Genomic DNA, 18,223 nt, shown 5'->3' with positions numbered 1-18,223 from the left:
GAGATGCATAAAAGCGAAGGACCATGAAAATTTGCCGGAGTTTTCCGTTGATTTTCCGGTTGTCCGGAAAATTTTCGATTGACTTGGTACTGGTTTGGCAGGCCTTGCTGTCCAGCTGCTATCCAGCTATTGAACAGCTGTTGACCAGTACCCAAACAGACTGAACTGGTTATTCTCTGATGCATAGCTGTTTGGTATCTGGTTTATATTGTCATTCAGAACAATATCCAACTGCCTGTCTTCTAATAATATAGGTTTGTAGGCCTACAAATTAATTGGAAATAACCCATCACGGTCGGATCAGCGCCGCGGTCCCTCCGCATTTGGATCGTCTCAGGACGATGCAAACACGATGCGGAGGTGGATAGGAGGCGAAGGGAAGACGAAGAGATGAAGTAATTTCAAGCGTGTATGGTTGCCCATATATAGGTAATTCTAACATACACTTTAGCTACAGACAAACATGTCTAGGGTTATAAAAAAAGGCTGCAATTAAAGATGCAGCCCTTTTTTTATCTGAGTCAGGTTTTGACTATGGAGTGTAAAGTTTAGCGGTGTTCTTAGAACCTGTGGAATACCAGGTTGCACTTTGTACACCGCCGGTAATTGCCCAGTTCGCAAATTCAAGGTATCCCTCAGTTATCGATACGGTTTCTAATGGATATACGAAATTAGCAACCGGCACCACAATCGCCCACGGCAGGTTATTGGCTGTTCTGTAATATTTTCCAGAACCAGATTTGTCGTCGCCAGTGCCAAATAGCGTTGAGTTCGCCTTGTTTGTTGGTGTCTTATCTACCAGGTGAGTTTCAAAGCCGCGGCCATATCCAGGTGAGCTGTTCCAAATGAAAGGATTAAAGTTAGCAGTTCCAAATGCCGCCTGATCTGGACCATCAGTAAAGTGTAGTGTTACATTAAATTCTACAACAGGTGATTTTGCAACATTAGGTTGGGTGTTCCAGGTCAACTGTCTTGCACGGCTGTTACTGAAGAGGATTAGTACCGCTTTATCCTGTCCGCTTTCCAATGCGATCTCATCGCCAACAGGACCATCTGTTTTGCTGGTAATGCTCACTTTGTTAGCCGCAACAGGGAATTCTACACCGAATCCATTCTGGAAGTTTCCTCCAGTAGCCAACAGCCTGTAAGTAGCCTTTACGTCAACAACTTTATTTTCTTTGTTGGTAATGATTTGATATTTGAAGTTTACAACCACATCATTTAAATCATAGTCGCCCTTAAGTGGCCAGTTATCCTCAAACGCGATGGTTGAGTTCTCGGAATCTATAACGTAAGCTCTGGTAGGATCATTAGGGAATTTATCAAGCGTGTTCGAGACTCCATCATTGTCATCATCCATGTTTTGGCCTACAGTCTCCTCCATGCATGGGCCCACTGGTATGTAAACCGTCGCATTTGCTGCTTTTTGAGTTGCAACACCTTCAAACATACTGTTAGGTAAAGTCCCAGATGTATAGATTACCTGCAGTGCACCGCTAAATTTAGGGCTATTTTGGTGGTTCTGAAGATTAGGAATCGCCTCTGTTATCTTAAGGACCGACATGCTACCGGTTCCAGTGATCTTTTCGCTAAAACCGTCATAGATAGATTTTGTAACGAACAATGCACCGTTATTCAGCGTGATCTTTCCGCCACTGTTGATATTAATGGCTTTACCCACATAAAAATAGCTGTTATTGGTAATAGGACCGTTGATTTCATTTTTGAAACTTTCGCTGGTTATAAACCATTTACAGTTGTTAACGATGCTACCTCCACTGTTGAGGTGTAATTCTTTAACACGGACAGTACCGCCATTCGTGAAAACGCCTTTCAAGATCATTCTTGCATTCGGCGCGGTAAACGTTCCAGTGTTAGATGTAGTATTAGCATTTCCATTATAAGTGATCTCAATGCTGTTGATGGTCATAGTTCCGGAGTTCACAATTGGGCCATCAAACGTTGTGTTTGTACTGCTGCTTTGGAACTGAACAGTTCCCGAGTTGGTGAAAGAAGACACTGCCAAAACATTATTTCCTGATTTTGTAATAAATGTACCACCATTGTCTACTACAGCCCCTGTGTTGTTATCTTTATTACCAATGTTGAGATTACCATTTACGGTAAATGTAGAAGTATTCGCTACAGCAGTTCCTCCTTCAGGTGTAAACTCTCCACCAACGGTTAGAGGTCCCTGGTTCCGGAAGGTACCGCCTTTTGGTTGTGCATTATTCGTGATCGAAACAGTTCCGAAGTTTTTAAACACGTTTGAGCCGCTCCAGTTAAAGTTGCCAGTAAAGTTAACCGTTGATCCGCTTGTCACGATTAAGGTTAAATTGTTTTGGAATTCAATATTATTGATGTTGATGTTAGTTCCCTGAACGTAGACAGTTGCATTTGCACCAAATGCATTAAAATTATAGGTGCTAGCGTTACTTTTAATCACATAGGTAGTGTTTCCAGGCAACGATACCCAGTTTGCAGACGTAATTTCCGTAGCATTACCAGGAACAGTAGGAGGGTTTTCTGTAGTGACAGACAGTTTTCTAAGTGCCGAGCCTGCCAATTTCTCCGATACCAGCGAAGTAGCGTTGATAGATGCCGAAACGTTATCAGATGTTAAGTCGAGCATCTGGCTTACGGCTGAGCCGTCCGGAGCGATTTTCTCAACGTATACCTGTTTAACCATTGATGACAGTGTCACCTTGGTGTTGAAAGGTTTGATAAGCGTTGCCGAACCGGTAGATATCAGTTGCCCGCCTTTAGATGGGTCAGCAGTATATACATTTACTACATGAATCTGATTTCCGAAGCTGTTATCGGAAATACCCAAACTCAAATTTACATCTCTGGAACCCGACCACATAAAGCCGGCAGGAGCGGAGATTTCATCGATTGACTTGTTGATAACCTCGTCGAGGTTGTTGTTGTCTTTTTTGCAGGATGATGCAAAAACACCAGCAATGATTGCCAAAGAAAGTAAGTGTTTCTTCATTTTATTGTTTCTGTTTGATGTGCATAAGGCCATAATTGTACCAAAAGCTAGTTAAATAAATTACCGCCCCTGTCTGATTTTACTGTAAATATACGTTAGACGGCTCTGGAGGGTTTTTTTTGGACACGATACCTGTTTCGAATGTCCCGGACAAAACAAGCTGCTCGAACGAGGTGACTACTATTATTCCCCACTTCTTAAAAAATGTGTAGAAATCACTCCCCATTCCCCTTAATATTCATGTTCACGATGTAACGGTTTTCCTTCAGATCCGGGTCGTACTGGTAAATGAAACTGTCGGACGCCAGTGTGATGATGTAAAAGCCGAAATGCTCAGGCATATGGTCTAGCGACATCGGGCCGTCTTTGTACGGGTTCAGAAATTTAAACTTGTACTGGTCCAGCGGCAGAATGTGGTGGCGGTTCTCTTCAGAAAAACTTATTTTAAGTACTTTGTCTACATCTTTAAAGGGAAGCTGCGGAGATGTAGCGCTGAATTCTATCTGTACACCTTTTTCCAGTTTCTGAATGCTAAGTTGAGGCTCGTCTATGACAAGTTGCAACTGAGAATTGCCATCAGGCGCATGCTTAATGGAATTGGTAATAAGTTCAACCAAAATCAGCTTTATATTGCGTTGGTTCGCTATATCCAGTTCAACGTAACTTAAAATGTCTTTGAGTACCGCCTCGGTATAATCATAAATCTGGTCAGGATCATTGGGGATCTCCAGATTTATGGTAACTGGTAGTTCCTTCATATCTAGTCTAGTGCAGTTTCTACAGATGCTCTTAAATCAAAGATCTTATCCAGTCTGGTCAGCTCAAAAAGGTTAATAATGTCACTGTTCAGCTCAACCAATTTGAGGCTGCCGTTCTTTTGCACCAGATTCTTGAGTATGGCAACCAGCGCGCCCAAAAATGAACTATCTATGTATTTCACTTGCTCAAATGAGATTATCAGGTGAATAGAACCCGACTCTATTTCATTAACAACCAGTTCCTTAAAGCTCGACGAATTCGAAAGATTGGCATCTTTGTCTTCGATTGTAAGCACCAGGTATTTACCCCTTAATTGTTTGTTTATATTCATGGTTTCCTCCTTATAATAATCAAGCTGCAGTCGTCTACCTGAGATACATGCTGGCTGAAAAGACTGTTTTTAATCTCTTCAAGCGACTTGTTATGCTTTCTAAAATAATATAAATTTTCCTTAAACAAACGCAAATCTGATTTCTTTTCCCCTGTCGCTTCGTAATCAATCATTCCGTCGGAGATCAGATAAAGCTCATCATTAGGCTGAACGTTCACCTCCATTTCCGTATAGATTGCAAAAGGGTAGAAGCCCAGCAGTATTCCGTCCGACAGGTACTGCTGCAGCTCCGGTGCCGATTCAGTAAATTTCAGCAGGGGCAGGTCGCCCGCGCCAGCGTATTTCACTTCTCCGCTTTCATCGTCCAGCAGCACGAGGCTTAGCGTCGAAAATATTTCACTCAGCAGGGCGTCGTCGTGCACTACGCGGTTAAGCTTTTTCAAAATTTCAGACAGGTCGTAGTTTTCATCATACACGCACAGGCGGATGGCCGACCGTATATAACTCAAAAAGCTGAAAGAAAAGAACCATGCACCCCATTTTTTGCCCATCACGTCACCCAGCACCACAAACGTATAGCGATCGTTGATCTTAATGAAATCTATAAAGTCTCCTCCCGGCTGGTTCTGGAACGACTGGTTGAAATAGCTGATCTCGAAACGATTTAATTCAGGTGCCTTTTGCGGGATGTTTCTAAGGTTAAGTTTTTCTGCAATGCCTTTGATCTCGCTTAGTGATCTTTCGTATTGCTCGCGGACGGCCTGCAGGAGGTTATCTATCTTGGCCAACACCTGAGAGGCGGGGGTGTTTTTAGCGATATAATCGATGGCCTTCAAATCCAGCCCCTGCTGAACAAAACGTTCGTCATTTACAGACGTGAGAAACAGGAAAGGGATATGCTTGTACGGGTCGCGCTCCAGCAGCCTTCGTCTGAACTCGAAGCCATTCTTGCCGGGCATCTCATAGTCTGAAATGATCAGGTCGAACGATCCCGTCTTCAGGATCTTCTCTGCCTCATCAACAGATTCAGCGATCTTACAGTTGTAACCGTTGGAGGTAAGTAATTTCTCAAACAGCTTTAGCTGAAAAATATCGTCATCAACGAGCAAAATATTTCTACTCATCCGGCTTCATCTTAAGTACAGCATTTAAAATAATAAATATCCCTGTTGCAACGATGATCAGTGAGATCAGGTCCATCAGCGTCACACCATCGTCCGGATTGAAATAAAATATTGTAAACATTTCAAAGTAGGGCGGAGCGGGCATGATGATCATTGCAAATCCCAATGTAACAAATAATAGTCCAATCAGAATCTTTATCCCTTTATACGCAAGTATTTTAAAGCGGGGCTGCCTTACCTGGCCTGAGTCGAACCGGCTTTTGTTCAATAGTATTTCCAGTTGATCCAGTTGCTCCAGCTTGTCCATTTCAGAGCTGGCCAGGTCTTTCACGTCTTTGATAGCGTTTTGAGCTTCCAGCTTATCGTCCAGGACCTGGTTTACCCTCCCTCTGATCGCTTTGATATTTTCAGAATCGATTTCGCTTTCTTTAAGCAGGGCGAGCAGTTCATCGAGTTTTTTGCTCACAGACTCGTCCTTACCTTCGATCTGCTGAAAGCGCTGTAATTCGTCCTTAAATTTGCTATTATCACCCAAAATGCACTAATTTGACATGCTTACCATATTAAAATACATGGCCTTAATTTCGATCGTTACTGTAAATTACAATCAGCCGCAAGCTACGGCCGAACTCCTGAAGTCAATAAATCTATACTATGGTCAAGCTAATATAGAGATTATTTTAGTAGATAATTGCAGCGAAAAGGATCATGAGGCAGATTTCAGAGCTGTAAACGATCAGATCATCTATATCCGCACTGCACGCAACCTTGGCTTTGCAGGGGGGAACAATGTGGGGATAATGCGGGCTCGGGGCGACTATGTTTTTCTGGTAAACAACGATACGGAATTTACATCCGGGCTCATAGAAACGCTTGTAGATACATTTTCTGCAAGTCCGAAAATAGGCATGGTTTCGCCCAGGATCAATTATTACGATGATAAGTCGATCATTCAGTATGCGGGGTTTACGCCGATGAACTATTACACTTGTCGCAATAAATGTATCGGTCAGTACGAGGCAGACCAGGGTCAGCATAATGACGTAATAGGACCCACAGGGTATGTTCACGGTGCTGCCATGATGGTTAGCCGCGAAGCATTAAGCAAGGTAGGGTTGCTGCCGGAAAACTTTTTCCTGTACTATGAGGAGATGGATTGGTGTGAAATGATGCGAAGGGCCGGATTCGATATCTGGATAAATACCAATGCGCTTATATATCATAAGGAGTCGCTTTCGGTAGGTAGGAACAGTGCGCTCAAGGAGTATTATATGAACAGGAACCGCATCTTGTTTATCAGGCGAAATGCCAGCTGGTTCCATACGCTGGTGTTTTTTGTGTATTTTATTATATTTGTTACACCAAGAAATATGCTGAAATACTTTAAATCCGGTACTCCGGAATTTGTACCGGTTCTGTTCCGGGCCATTAAATGGAACCTCTCCAATAAACCGACCAGTTCATACCTCGGCTTTAAAAAAACCGGAACATGATTGTCGCTTTCTGGATCTCACTTTTCATCATCTTTTATACTTTTTTTGGTTATGGTTTGGTGCTTTACTTTCTTGTGGCGCTGAAACGACTTTTTAAAGCGGGTCGCCGGAAACATTATCCGTTCGAGGCGTTGCCTTCCTGTACGCTGATCGTAGCTGCGTACAATGAGGAGGCCTTCATCGAGGCCAAAATAGCTAATAGCTTGCAGTTAAAATATCCTGCAGGCAAGCTCAACTTTGTTTTTGTAACGGACGGGTCGACCGACCGTACGCCGGAAATTGTGTCGCGCTATCCTGAAATACAACTTCTGCACAGCCCGGGCAGGTCGGGTAAAATAGCTGCTGTGCATCGCGCCATGGACCATGTGAGCACCGAGCTCGTGGTGTTTACCGACGCCAATACATTTCTTAACCCGGACGCTTTGATGCTGTTATGCCGGCATTATGCGGACCCTAAAGTTGGCGCCGTGGCAGGCGAGAAGCGTGTGCATATCGAGGAATCAGCCGATGCTACTGCAGGTGAGGGCTTCTACTGGAAATATGAGTCTAAACTTAAGACCTGGGATTCTGAACTATATTCTGTGGTGGGTGCGGCAGGCGAACTTTTCAGCATAAGGCGGGCACTGTACGAGCCTGTGCCTGTAAATAGTGTTTTGGATGATTTTATGATCTCCATGCAGATCGCAGGCAGAGGATATGTTATTGTTTATGAACCTGAAGCTTATGCTCAGGAGACCTCTTCTGCTAATGTTGCCGAAGAACTGAAGCGAAAAATACGTATCGCAGCCGGCGGTATACAGTCTATAGTTTGGCTAAAAGCGCTTTTAAACCCCTTCAAATATCCCTTATTAAGTTTCCAGTACATTAGTCACCGCGTGCTGCGGTGGACGGTTACACCCTTCCTGATGATCCTGGTGTTGCTCCTTAACGTTGCTATTGTGGTGTCGGCACCCGGTCAATGGCTATACACGATTCTACTCTTCGCTCAGATACTGTTTTACATATCGGCTTGGATGGGGAAGGTGCTTGAGGAAAAAAAGCTGCGTGTTAAACTGCTTTTTATCCCGTATTATTTCTGCATGATGAACTACGCCGTTATTGCCGGTATCGGACGATATATCCAAGGCAGCCAGTCGGTGATCTGGGAAAAAGCAGAGCGCAAACTTTAAAGGCTACTTCTTTAGTTGCAGATAATAACTTATTCGGGCTTGTCCGTTAAGTGCCTTAGTGGTGGGGCGTCTTAACTTGCCGGTGATCCGAAGTTGGTGATCCGCCGCATAGTTTTTAAATTCGTTTTCCGTTGCAATAATCCGTACGTCTATAGCGGTGCTTTCATTGTCGGGTACACGTCCGCCTGCAAGAAGCACTGAGGGCTGACCTGCCGCTTCTATCGCAATGCTCATTTCCTCAATATTGGCAAAGTTATTCGTTGCGTCTCTAGGGGTGTCCGTAAGCGCCAGCTTAAGGGATGTAACTTTCATGCTCACCACGTCGGCCGCCGAAAACTGCTCGCCTTTTTCTTTCACCAGTTCATCGAGGTTGGCCGATGCGGATATGTCTGTAATTTGCGTACCGGATGTGGTGCTTGATGTGACCGGGATAACGAATGGGATGGCGCCAGTCGCCACCGTGAAGTTCATGTCTGTTGATTCGTCAATTTTGGTGCAGGAAGCGATAAAAGTGACTAAAAAAGCTGACCAAATTATATTTTTCATAGATTTAAAACGTGTTGTTAATCAGTGTTATCATTGGTGTATATGTAATCCAAAGATTTACCAAAATCGGAGATGCATATCTATTGAGGCTTGAAATTGCCAAATTAAATTTTGTTTACGAGACAACCATATTGTAAACTAAACGGTTACGTAGGGTCATTTAAACTAAAACTGGTGCCGCTTGTACGTCGCCGTAAAATCGCTTCTCATCTCCTTAAACCTCGTCACAACAGTAGCTATGAATGCTTCGTCGAGCAGCTCAAAAATTTCATTAACGCCGCCCCCACTCAAGTCAAGTTCTGCGATTTTATAGCTTTGTTCGAAGGTACCCTGCTCAAACTTTACAATGTATTTCTGGTTCATACTGAAGATGGTGATCTTACATTCCGGATGCGGAAGTTCTGCTATTACTCTCATGTTTTCTATTACAGTTTAACGCCCATTTCCCTTACCAGAAAATCAGCCTTGTCAATCTTTGATGCAACCCAAAGAACATAGCGTATGTCGACACCTATGGAGCGACTGTAACTTTCGTTCCAGGCATAATCATTTATGGTTGCGCCGTAGGCTCTGTCAAAGTTTACGCCAATCAACTCGCCATAAGCGTTCATGATCGGTGAACCGGAGTTGCCCCCGGTAGTGTCCATATTGTAAAGCAGGGCTACCGGTACATCGTTTAGGTCTTTCTTGGCGAAGGGGCCAAAGTCTTTCGCGTCCCACAGGTTTTTGATCTGTGGCGGGTAGTCGAATTCCGGATTGTCGGTAGCGCCCTTTTCCAGAATGCCGCGTATGGTGGTATAGGGCCGTTGGTAGGTTGCGTCGGCCGACCAATATCCGCGTACATACCCGTAAGTGAGTCGCAGTGTGCTATTGGCATCAGGGATGAAGTTCTTTTTAAGGAACTTCTCTTTCACGTTTACATAATCACCCATCAGTTTGTTTAATAAGCCTTCACGGCGATCCTTCTCGGGTTTGAGTTCGCTTATCTGAACGGATATGTCCTTCTCGAAACGAAGGAGGGCGTCGTTGTATGCGGTAAGGCTTTGCGGCGATTGGAGCAGGGTGCTTAGCACATAGTTTTTGTCGGCCAGCCTGGTGCTGCTTAAGGTGGTCTGGGCAAATTGATCGGTTGGTCTGGCTACAGACTTCAGTGCATTTACGGGCTGGCCAGAAGGGAAGGCAGCAGCATCGCTGAGCATTCGCTTAAAGATGATTCGGTCTGCCTCCGGGTCGTAAGCTTCGTAATTGGCCTCCAGGATCTGTTTCAGTCTCGCCAGATTCTGATCGAAGAACGCCTGATGCTGACCGGCAGGGTAAGTCTCCATGGCCGATTTAAAGTTGTTGATATTACGCGCTACCGAAAGCAGGTTCGTTGAGTTGTAAATCTGTGAAAACCACAGGTCGCGCTGCGCATCACCATTGATCAATTTGTACAGGTTGTCAATCTCGGTCATCAGATTTCCGTACCGCGCCTTCATATCGATGTTGCTGTTGATGAATCTGGCCAGGTTGTTATCTTCCTGCTGTTTCTGAGCGACTAAATCGATCCCCTTCAGGCCCTGAAGTTTGCCGCGATAATTTTTCATAACATTTGCGTTCCGTTTGATTCGGGTGGCGAGTTTAATTTCTGTCGCTTTATCTTTTTTGCCGACTTCCTCCATGGTCTGGTTCTGGAAGGCATAGAGTTCCGAAACGTATGGTAACACGTATTCCTGCTGGTAGGCGATGAACTGTGCAGGACGATGACGGAATGTGCGGCCCGGATATCCGAGTATAAAGACAAAGTCTTCTTCATTGGTTCCGTTTGCATTTACTTTCAGAAACTTCTTGGGCTTATAGGGAACGTTATTCTTCGAATAGCTGGCTGGCGAGCCATCGGGCGCCACATATGCACGCATAAAGGCAAAGTCGCCCGTGTGCCGGGGCCATACCCAATTGTCAGTTTCACCGCCAAACTCACCGATTTGACGGTGCGGGACATATACCAGGCGAACATCCTGAATCGTTTTGTAACGGAACAGCACATACGTTTTTCCAATGAACATCTCAGAGACCTCGGCCTTTATAGAGGGATCTTTCTGTTCCGCTTCCCGCGCGATGTTATCCATTGCGGTATTGATGAGTTTCAGTCGCGATGCAGGATCCTCAACCTGTGCTACTACGGCGAGTACACGATCAGATACGTCTTCATAACTGTCCGTAATTCGACAGGTTAGGCCTTTTGCTTCAATTTCCTCTGAAGGTGCTTTTGCAATAAAGCCGTTGGTCAGGTAGTCATGTTCCGGCGTGCTCGCCTGCTGCACTGCACTGAAGGAGCAGTGGTGGTTGGTGATGATGAGTCCCTGGTCGGATATGAACGAGCCGGTGCAGCCGCCCACATTTACCAGTGCGTCTACCAGGCTGGTGCCTTTCGGGTTGTATATCTCATTCTGACTGATTTTAAGTCCGGCTTTCTTCAGATCAAGTTTATGGATCTCGCTTAGCGGAAACATACCTTCCTCCCAGGGCTTGAAAGCCGTGGCAAGGACGAGTGACACACTTAAGATGGCGGCCGACAGTAGTACAGTTCGTTTCTTTTTGTTCATATGGATAATGCTGAGTATATGCCAAATTTAGTTATTTACTTGCTAGATTTGCAGGAAAACCAAGTTCATGGCGGAAGATTTACAGATCAATAGCAGCGCTGACAAAGCTGAACAGTATAGAACGCTTATTCCACAGATCGCAGCCCTGATCTCTGGCGAAGAAGACCTGATTGCCAATATGGCCAATATAGCTGCCGCGCTTAAGGAGCAGTTCAGATGGTTCTGGGTTGGGTTTTATCTCGTGAAGGATGAGGAGCTTGTGTTAGGTCCCTTTCAGGGTCCGGTGGCTTGTACCCGGATAAAGAAAGGCAAGGGGGTCTGCGGGGCAGCCTGGGAAAAAGCGGAAACGCTTGTCGTGCCTGATGTGGATGAATTTCCGGGTCACATCGCCTGTGCATCGGCCTCAAGGTCGGAGATCGTGGTACCTGTAATGAAAGGGATTGAAGTCATGGCCGTATTGGATGTCGACAGTGAGTATTTGTCTCATTTTGATGATGTTGATGCAGATTACTTAAAGAAGATTGTCGCATTGATTTATGGCTAAGCTGCCCTTCTCATTTTACCAGGGAACCGATGTAAACCTGTTAGCGCAGCAGTTATTGGGGAAAGTGTTATATACCCGCCTGGGCGATGAAATTACCGCCGGGATCATTGTAGAAACGGAAGCCTATAAAGGCGTGGAAGATCGGGCTTCTCATGCCTACGGTGGCAGGCTCACCAATCGCACGCAAACCATGTATGAGCGTGGGGGTATCTCCTACGTGTATCTGTGCTACGGAATTCATCATTTGTTTAACGTGGTTACCGCCCCCGAAGGCGTTCCGCATGCGGTACTGGTACGTGGCCTGGAGCCCTTACAGGGACTGGAGCTTATGCTTGCACGGAGAAAAATGCTTGTGTTGAAGCCTAATCTAACTGCGGGCCCTGGGGCACTGGCGATGGCCATGGGTATCGACCGCTCCCTCAATGCAAAGGATCTGCTAGGCGATGAGATATGGCTGGAAGATCAGGGAGCTTTGCTTTCCGAGCCTGAGATCGTGAGCTGTCCGAGGGTGGGTGTCGACTATGCGGGCGAACATGCATTGCTCCCCTGGCGTTATTATGTTAAGGGGAACAGGTACGTAAGTAAACCAAATCGCTGAGTTAGTATTTTTCAACATTATGGTTTAATCATTGCCCCTTTTGTCTAAGTTTGGACTGATGAATTTCCAGAATAATTTGGCCTTTGCGCAAGGCCTTGATCAGGCTGATCCGCTCGCTCGTTTTAGGGAGATGTTTTACTTCCCGAATCAGAATAACGAACCATTTATTTATCTGTGTGGTAATTCTTTAGGTCTTCAACCTAAATCGGCGCGTGAAGTGCTTGATGTACAGCTTTCCAACTGGCAAAATCTGGCGGTTGAGGGTTGGTTTGAGGGCGAAAGGCCCTGGATGTTTTATCACAAGGCGCTGAAGGAATTGATCGCGCCAATTGTGGGCGCAAGGATTCAGGAAGTTTGTCCCATGAATACGCTGACGGTGAACCTTCATTTATTGATGGTTAGTTTTTACAAGCCCGACGCAAAGCGTTTTAAGATCATTATGGAGGCTGGTGCCTTTCCGTCAGATCAGTATGCCATCGAGAGTCAGGTTCGCTTCCATGGTTACGATCCTGCAGAGGCGATTATTGAGGTTGCGCCGAAAGCCGGTGCATTTAACTTGGAAACGTCCGATATATTGCAAGCTATAGCCGATAACCGTGATGAGCTTGCATTGGTCCTTTTTGGTGGGGTCAACTATTTCACGGGTCAGTGGTACGATATGCCGGCTATCACCAAAGCAGGTCATGAAGCAGGGGCTGTAGTGGGTTTCGATCTGGCTCACGCAGCGGGCAATGTGCCGCTCGAGCTGCACGACTGGGATGTCGATTTCGCCTGCTGGTGTTCTTACAAATATCAGAATTCTGGTCCGGGTGGCATAAGCGCCATATTTGTGCACGAAAAGCATTTCGGCGACGAGACGCTGAACCGGTTTGCCGGATGGTGGGGCTACCACGAGGAACAGAGGTTTAAGATGGAAAAAGGCTTTGTACCAGAGGCTGGCGCCGATGGCTGGCAGGTAAGCTGCACCCAGGTTATGCCGATGGCTTTATATCATGCTTCTTTGCAAATCTTTAAGCAGGCTGGCTTTATGAAGCCCTTGAGGGAAAAGAGTGAAAAACTTACCGCTTATCTGATGTACCTGATCGCCGAGGTGAATATTGCACTTGGGTATGAACAGTATAAGGTGATTACACCTTCGAAGCCTACCGAAAGGGGTTCGCAGGTGTCCATTATTGCCAAAGAGAACGGTAAGGCGATCTTTAATGAGCTTGTCGCCAAACATGTGTTGGGCGACTGGCGCGAACCGAATGTGATTCGTCTGAGTCCCGTGCCTTTGTACAATTCATTCGAAGATGTATTTAAAACAGGAGCGTTGCTTCTGCAAGTTTGCCAATCGAAATAACGCGTATGGTTAATTATAATCCAAAGGACTGGTTCACTTTTATATTCCACATCCACAAAGCTGATACTTTCCGGAAACTCTGGCCGCTGATGATCAGTGTGTCTGTTTTGTCGGGCATTATCGCCTTTTTTGAACTTAATTATCTCAAGCTGGCTGAAACGACCTATGTGAAGAACGTGGGCATGATGCATAATCTGCTTGGCTTTGTGATTTCTATGTTGCTTGTTTTTCGTACCAACACGTCGTACGACAGGTGGTGGGAAGGACGCCGCATGCTCGGGTCGCTTACCAACGTAAGCCGCAACTTCGCGATTAAAATCAAAGCGTTGAATTTGACGACCGAAGATAGCGTATTTTTCAACTATGCTATTCCCAAGTACGCTTTTGCCCTGAAGGAGCATCTCCGCGAAAAGCAGTACTTCGGCAAGAACAGCTTACTTATCGAAGTGGATGGGGGAAAGCATATTCCAAATCAGGTGGCGTCAAGTATTTCTGCGAAGGTTTTCGAATTACAGCGGTCAGGACAAATCAGCCAGGAACAATTGATTATACTTAATGGAGATGTTCAGCAATTCACAGATATATGTGGTGCCTGCGAGCGAATTAAGAAAACGCCGATCCCGTTTTCGTACAGCGCCTTTATCAAGAAGTTCATCTTCATCTACGTCATCACACTGCCTATCGGCTGGGTGTTCAGTCTGGGATATTTCGTTGTGCCTATCGTGCCGTTTATCCTGTATGTGCTGGCGAGTCTTGAACTTATCGCTGAAGAGATTGAAGATCCCTTCGGCGTAGATGCGAATGATTTGCCGGTCGACGAGATCTGCAACAACATTGAGAAACATGTTGGGGAGATTCTGAACTGATGATCAAAATAGCCTGGCATCCGGCCTACTCGCATCCGCTTCCGGAGGGTCATCGCTTTCCGATGCTGAAATATGAACTTATTCCAGAACAGTTGCTTCACGAGGGCGTTATTACACCCGAAAATCTCTTTGCCCCGGAGTTGGTTTCTGAAAAGGTGGTTCTTCTGGCGCACGATGCCCAGTATTGGACGGAATTGCGGGACCTGACATTGTCGCATCAGGCGCAACGCCGCATTGGCTTCCCGTTGACGCGGGAGCTGGTTGATCGTGAACTGAGGATTACGCAGGGTACGATAGACGCTGCATGTTTTGCTCTGGAACATGGGCTGGCATTTAATGTGGCTGGTGGCACGCATCATGCCGGGAGCAACTGGGGCGAGGGTTTTTGCTTGCTGAACGACCAGGCTGTAGCGGCGAGTTATTTACTGCATCAGGGTTTGGCTCAACGCATCCTGATCATTGACCTGGATGTCCATCAGGGGAACGGCACGGCGCAGATATTCTATAACGAGTCGCGGGTATTTACGTTGTCGATGCATGGAGAAAAGAATTTTCCGTTCCGAAAGGAGCGTTCCGATCTGGATATTGGTTTACCAGACGACTGCGGGGATGAGGAATACCTGAGTAAGCTAGAACGGGCACTTCAGGCTGCTACAGCGCACAAGCCGGATTTTGTGTTTTATCTGTCGGGCGTCGATGTTCTCGAAACGGATGAATTGGGTAAACTCGCCTTATCAAAAGATGCATGTAAACATAGGGATCAACTTGTATTCGAGTTTTGTAAGCAAAATGGTTTGCCTGTACAGGTGAGTATGGGAGGTGGATATTCGGCGCACATCCGTGACATTGTCGAGGCGCATTGTAACACCTTCAAAGTGGGATTTGATTTATTGGGAGCATGAAAATAGTTATTGCTGAAAAGCCATCTGTAGCGCGCGAACTGGCGAAAGTCTTTGGCGCCACAACCAGGCGGGATGGATATATTGAAGGAAAGGGATATTCATTTACCTGGGCGTTCGGACATTTGCTTCAACTAGCCCCACCCCAGGACTATGGCTATATTGGGTGGAGGCGGCAGCATCTTCCTATGTTACCGCAAAAGTTTAAGCTGGGGATCCGAAAAATAAAAACCAAAGATGGCATAGTCGAAGATCCGGGTGTACGCAAACAACTAGACATTATTAAAAAGCTGTTCGATGAAGCCTCGGAAATCATCGTGGCCACGGATGCCGGGAGGGAAGGCGAACTTATTTTCCGCTATATCTATTATTTCCTGAAATGCAAGAAGCCTTTCAAGCGGCTTTGGATTTCTTCGCAAACAGATGAAGCGATTAAGGAGGGATTCAGGAACCTCAAAGCCGGGACGGAATACGATACACTTTTTTATTCTGCGCACGCACGTTCTGAATCAGACTGGCTGGTTGGCATGAACGCCACCCAAGCCTTAAGCATATCCGCCGGCGGCCGTGCTGTATTGTCGCTGGGAAGGGTGCAAACACCAACCCTGGCTATGATCTGCGCCCGGTACCTGGAAATTAAGCATTTTGTGCCCCAGATCTATTATCAGCTTGCCATACAGCTCGACAAAGACGGGCAGCTGTTTAGGGCTATGTCGGCCGACAGCTACGATAGAAAAGAGGACGCTGAAAAAGCGTTCGCGCTGATCGACGATGTGGAATCGGGCGTTGCAGAAGGGGCCAAGGTGCTTACCGTTGAGGCAAAGCCGCGAAAGGAGCCTCCACCACTGCTTCATGATCTGAGTAGTCTGCAACAGGAGGCGAATAAACGCAGGGGCTTAACGGCCGATCAGACATTAGGTATTCTCCAGAACTTGTACGAAAGCAAACTGGTGACTTACCCCCGTACGGGAAGCCGGTATATTGGCGATGATGTATTTGCCGGCATACCGAAGCTTATCGAGAGTCTTGCAGGTCACACCGAATTTGGTAAGCAGGCGCTGTTTCTGCAGACTGTGGCATTAAACAAACGCAGTGTGAACGCAAAGAAAGTGACGGACCATCATGCCATCCTGATTACAGGTGAACCTGCTAGTTATCTGACTGGTGATAAGCTCCTTGTTTACAATATGGTTGCCGGACGAATGCTGGAAGCTTTTCATCAGGAATGTATCAAGGAAATCACCAAAATAACACTTGAATCCGGAACGGTCTTTTTGGCCAACGGCACAGTGATCCGTTCTGCCGGATGGCGCAGTGTGTTCAACGACTTTGATGAAGAGAAGAAAGACGAGGACAATCCCTCACTTCCAAAGGTGAAGGCCGACGAGCTTCTTCCAGTGGTGAAAAAGGCCTTGCTGGAAAAGCAAACGAAGCCAAAGGCGATGTACAATGAAGCGTCGTTGCTCAAAGCACTGGAAACATCGGGCAAGGATATCGAAGACGAAGAGCTTCGTTATGCGATGAAAGATAGCGGACTCGGAACGCCGGCTACGCGTGCAGCGATAATTGAAACGCTCCTGAACCGGGAGTATATTGTGAGAGAGAAGCGAAACCTGGTGCCCACGGCTAAGGGCCTCGCGGTTTATGAGGTTGTAAAAGAAAAAATGATTGCGCAGGCTGAACTTACCGGGCAATGGGAAAAGCGCCTGGAGGAAATACGATCTGGCGCTTCGGTGACCGATTTTAAAGCGGAAATTGTAGCGTATACCAAATCCATTACCGACGAGCTTCTACAGGCAGGCGCTGGTTTGGCCGAAAAAATTGCCGTTCCATGAAAAGAAAGAAAATGACATATACACTTGTAATTTTAACCCTGTTGGCGGCGCTGACGGTATGGGTGCTGTATCTCCCGATATTTGGAAAGGCGCCGGAGGGTGAAAGGCTGGATCGTGTTAAACGGTTGCGTAATTATAGAGATGGCGAGCTTCAAAATCTCTCACCAACGCCGGTAAAACCTGAAGGCGTAACTTACTGGGATATGCTGAAGGCAGTAATTCAGGGAAACGAAACGTCGGTACCTACCGACCCGCTTCCGCATGTTAAACCGGATTTTAGACGTGCGGATTCGGTTAAGGTAACCTGGTTCGGTCACTCTTCATATCTCGTTCAGGCAGATGGGATGAATGTTCTGGTCGACCCGGTTTTCAGCAAAAGGGTTTCGCCTTTTTCATTCATTGGCAGCAAGCAGTATCCGGGTACAGATTTCATCAGCCTGGAAGATCTCCCCACACTAGATGTTATCCTGATTACGCACGATCATTACGACCATTTGGACTACTTCAGCATCGTCGCATTAAAAGATAAAACGAACCGCTTCGTAACATCGCTGGGCGTCGGTGCCCATCTGGAACACTGGGGGGTTGCGGCAAACAAAATCACCGAACTTGCATGGGGTGAAAATACGGTGGAGCAGTCGCTAAGCTTTACGGCACTGCCTGCGCGCCATTTTAGCGGGCGGCTTTTTAAGCGCAACCAAACTTTGTGGTCGGCCTTTGTGCTGCAAACCACAAACAGCCGGCTGTATCTCGGCGGCGACTCAGGGTACGATACACATTTTAAGGCCGCAGGTGAGCAATACGGACCTTTCGACCTGGCACTGCTGGAGTGCGGACAGTATAACGCCTACTGGCCGCTGATACACATGTTTCCCGAACAGACCGTTCAAGCGGCGCTTGATTTAAATGCACGGGTGCTCATGCCTGTGCATTGGGGAAAGTTCAGTCTGGCCCTGCACGATTGGGATGAGCCGGTGATACGGGTAACCAGGGAGGCTAAAAAGCAAAATCTGCGTATTACCACGCCAATGCTTGGAGAATCTGTTATTTTTGGTGTGACTTATCCCGACAAGGCATGGTGGCAACGCTGATGTGCACAGAAAACAATATAAAGCAAAACGTGTTGTAGGTTTAAAC

17 protein-coding genes are annotated in these 18,223 nt (G+C 46.4%); 9 read left to right on the top strand and 8 right to left on the bottom strand.

Annotated features, from left to right (window positions below):
* Positions 1–532: 532 nt before the first annotated feature.
* The 5 genes from J3P40_RS13210 to J3P40_RS13190 all read right to left on the bottom strand — a co-directional run bounded on the left by J3P40_RS13210 (position 533) and on the right by J3P40_RS13190 (position 5,744).
* Entirely contained in the window at positions 533–2,995 is a 2,463-nt protein-coding gene (locus tag J3P40_RS13210; protein WP_256006464.1) for an LruC domain-containing protein, read from the bottom strand.
* A 215-nt stretch (positions 2,996–3,210) separates the two neighbouring features.
* Positions 3,211–3,753 carry an ATP-binding protein gene (locus tag J3P40_RS13205; protein WP_256006462.1) on the bottom strand — a complete coding sequence of 181 codons (543 nt, stop codon included), beginning with the start codon at positions 3,751–3,753 and terminating at the stop codon, positions 3,211–3,213.
* 2 nt (positions 3,754–3,755) lie between these two features.
* A complete protein-coding gene (locus J3P40_RS13200; RefSeq protein ID WP_256006460.1) occupies positions 3,756–4,085 on the bottom strand; it encodes an STAS domain-containing protein in 330 nt (109 codons plus the stop codon).
* Positions 4,082–5,209, bottom strand: a complete 1,128-nt coding sequence (locus tag J3P40_RS13195) for a fused response regulator/phosphatase (protein WP_256006457.1) — start codon at positions 5,207–5,209, stop codon at positions 4,082–4,084. The genes J3P40_RS13200 and J3P40_RS13195 overlap by 4 nt, the downstream gene beginning before the upstream one ends.
* Complete coding sequence (locus J3P40_RS13190) at positions 5,202–5,744, bottom strand: hypothetical protein (RefSeq protein ID WP_256006454.1); 543 nt, start codon at positions 5,742–5,744, stop codon at positions 5,202–5,204. The genes J3P40_RS13195 and J3P40_RS13190 overlap by 8 nt, the downstream gene beginning before the upstream one ends.
* Before the next feature lie 37 nt (positions 5,745–5,781).
* Here J3P40_RS13190 and J3P40_RS13185 point away from each other — a divergent pair, with 37 nt between their 5' ends.
* Positions 5,782–6,702: a glycosyltransferase family 2 protein gene (locus J3P40_RS13185; RefSeq protein ID WP_256006450.1), complete on the top strand. Its 921-nt coding sequence runs from the start codon at positions 5,782–5,784 to the stop codon at positions 6,700–6,702.
* Entirely contained in the window at positions 6,699–7,871 is a 1,173-nt protein-coding gene (locus J3P40_RS13180; RefSeq protein ID WP_256006446.1) for a glycosyltransferase family 2 protein, read from the top strand. The genes J3P40_RS13185 and J3P40_RS13180 overlap by 4 nt, the downstream gene beginning before the upstream one ends.
* 3 nt (positions 7,872–7,874) lie before the next feature.
* Here J3P40_RS13180 and J3P40_RS13175 read toward each other — a convergent pair whose 3' ends face one another.
* The 3 genes from J3P40_RS13175 to J3P40_RS13165 form a co-directional block, all read right to left on the bottom strand.
* Entirely contained in the window at positions 7,875–8,417 is a 543-nt protein-coding gene (locus J3P40_RS13175) for a hypothetical protein (RefSeq protein ID WP_256006444.1), read from the bottom strand.
* 165 nt (positions 8,418–8,582) lie between these two features.
* Positions 8,583–8,834 (bottom strand): hypothetical protein, encoded by a 252-nt coding sequence (locus J3P40_RS13170; RefSeq protein WP_256006442.1) that lies wholly within the window; start codon positions 8,832–8,834, stop codon positions 8,583–8,585.
* Positions 8,835–8,842: 8 nt separating this feature from the next.
* The gene (locus J3P40_RS13165) at positions 8,843–11,002 is read right to left on the bottom strand and encodes a S46 family peptidase (RefSeq protein WP_256006440.1); all 2,160 of its coding nucleotides are present in this window, start codon (positions 11,000–11,002) and stop codon (positions 8,843–8,845) included.
* A gap of 67 nt (positions 11,003–11,069) precedes the next feature.
* Between J3P40_RS13165 and msrC the strand changes: the two genes are divergently transcribed.
* Genes msrC through J3P40_RS13130 form a run of 7 tightly spaced genes read left to right on the top strand, consistent with a single transcriptional unit; the run spans position 11,070 to position 18,177 of the window.
* Positions 11,070–11,546: a free L-methionine (R)-S-oxide reductase MsrC gene (gene msrC / locus J3P40_RS13160; RefSeq protein WP_256006438.1), complete on the top strand. Its 477-nt coding sequence runs from the start codon at positions 11,070–11,072 to the stop codon at positions 11,544–11,546.
* Positions 11,539–12,144 (top strand): DNA-3-methyladenine glycosylase, encoded by a 606-nt coding sequence (locus tag J3P40_RS13155; RefSeq protein WP_256006436.1) that lies wholly within the window; start codon positions 11,539–11,541, stop codon positions 12,142–12,144. Before msrC ends, J3P40_RS13155 begins: the two co-directional genes overlap by 8 nt.
* Positions 12,145–12,202: 58 nt before the next feature.
* A complete protein-coding gene (kynU, locus tag J3P40_RS13150; RefSeq protein WP_256006434.1) occupies positions 12,203–13,486 on the top strand; it encodes a kynureninase in 1,284 nt (427 codons plus the stop codon).
* Positions 13,487–13,491: 5 nt separating this feature from the next.
* A complete protein-coding gene (locus tag J3P40_RS13145; RefSeq protein ID WP_256006433.1) occupies positions 13,492–14,352 on the top strand; it encodes a bestrophin family protein in 861 nt (286 codons plus the stop codon).
* On the top strand, positions 14,352–15,254 hold the full coding sequence (locus J3P40_RS13140) for a histone deacetylase family protein (RefSeq protein WP_256006432.1): 903 nt from the start codon (positions 14,352–14,354) through the stop codon (positions 15,252–15,254). Before J3P40_RS13145 ends, J3P40_RS13140 begins: the two co-directional genes overlap by 1 nt.
* Entirely contained in the window at positions 15,251–17,086 is a 1,836-nt protein-coding gene (topB, locus tag J3P40_RS13135; protein ID WP_256006429.1) for a DNA topoisomerase III, read from the top strand. Before J3P40_RS13140 ends, topB begins: the two co-directional genes overlap by 4 nt.
* Positions 17,083–18,177, top strand: coding sequence for an MBL fold metallo-hydrolase (locus J3P40_RS13130; RefSeq protein ID WP_256006428.1), 1,095 nt, complete (start codon positions 17,083–17,085; stop codon positions 18,175–18,177). Before topB ends, J3P40_RS13130 begins: the two co-directional genes overlap by 4 nt.
* Positions 18,178–18,223 lie beyond the last annotated feature (46 nt).

The sequence above is a fragment of the Pedobacter deserti genome, from assembly GCF_024436415.1.
Lineage (GTDB): Bacteria > Bacteroidota > Bacteroidia > Sphingobacteriales > Sphingobacteriaceae > Pedobacter > Pedobacter faecalis.
This window is presented reverse-complemented; position numbering and strand designations above follow the sequence as displayed.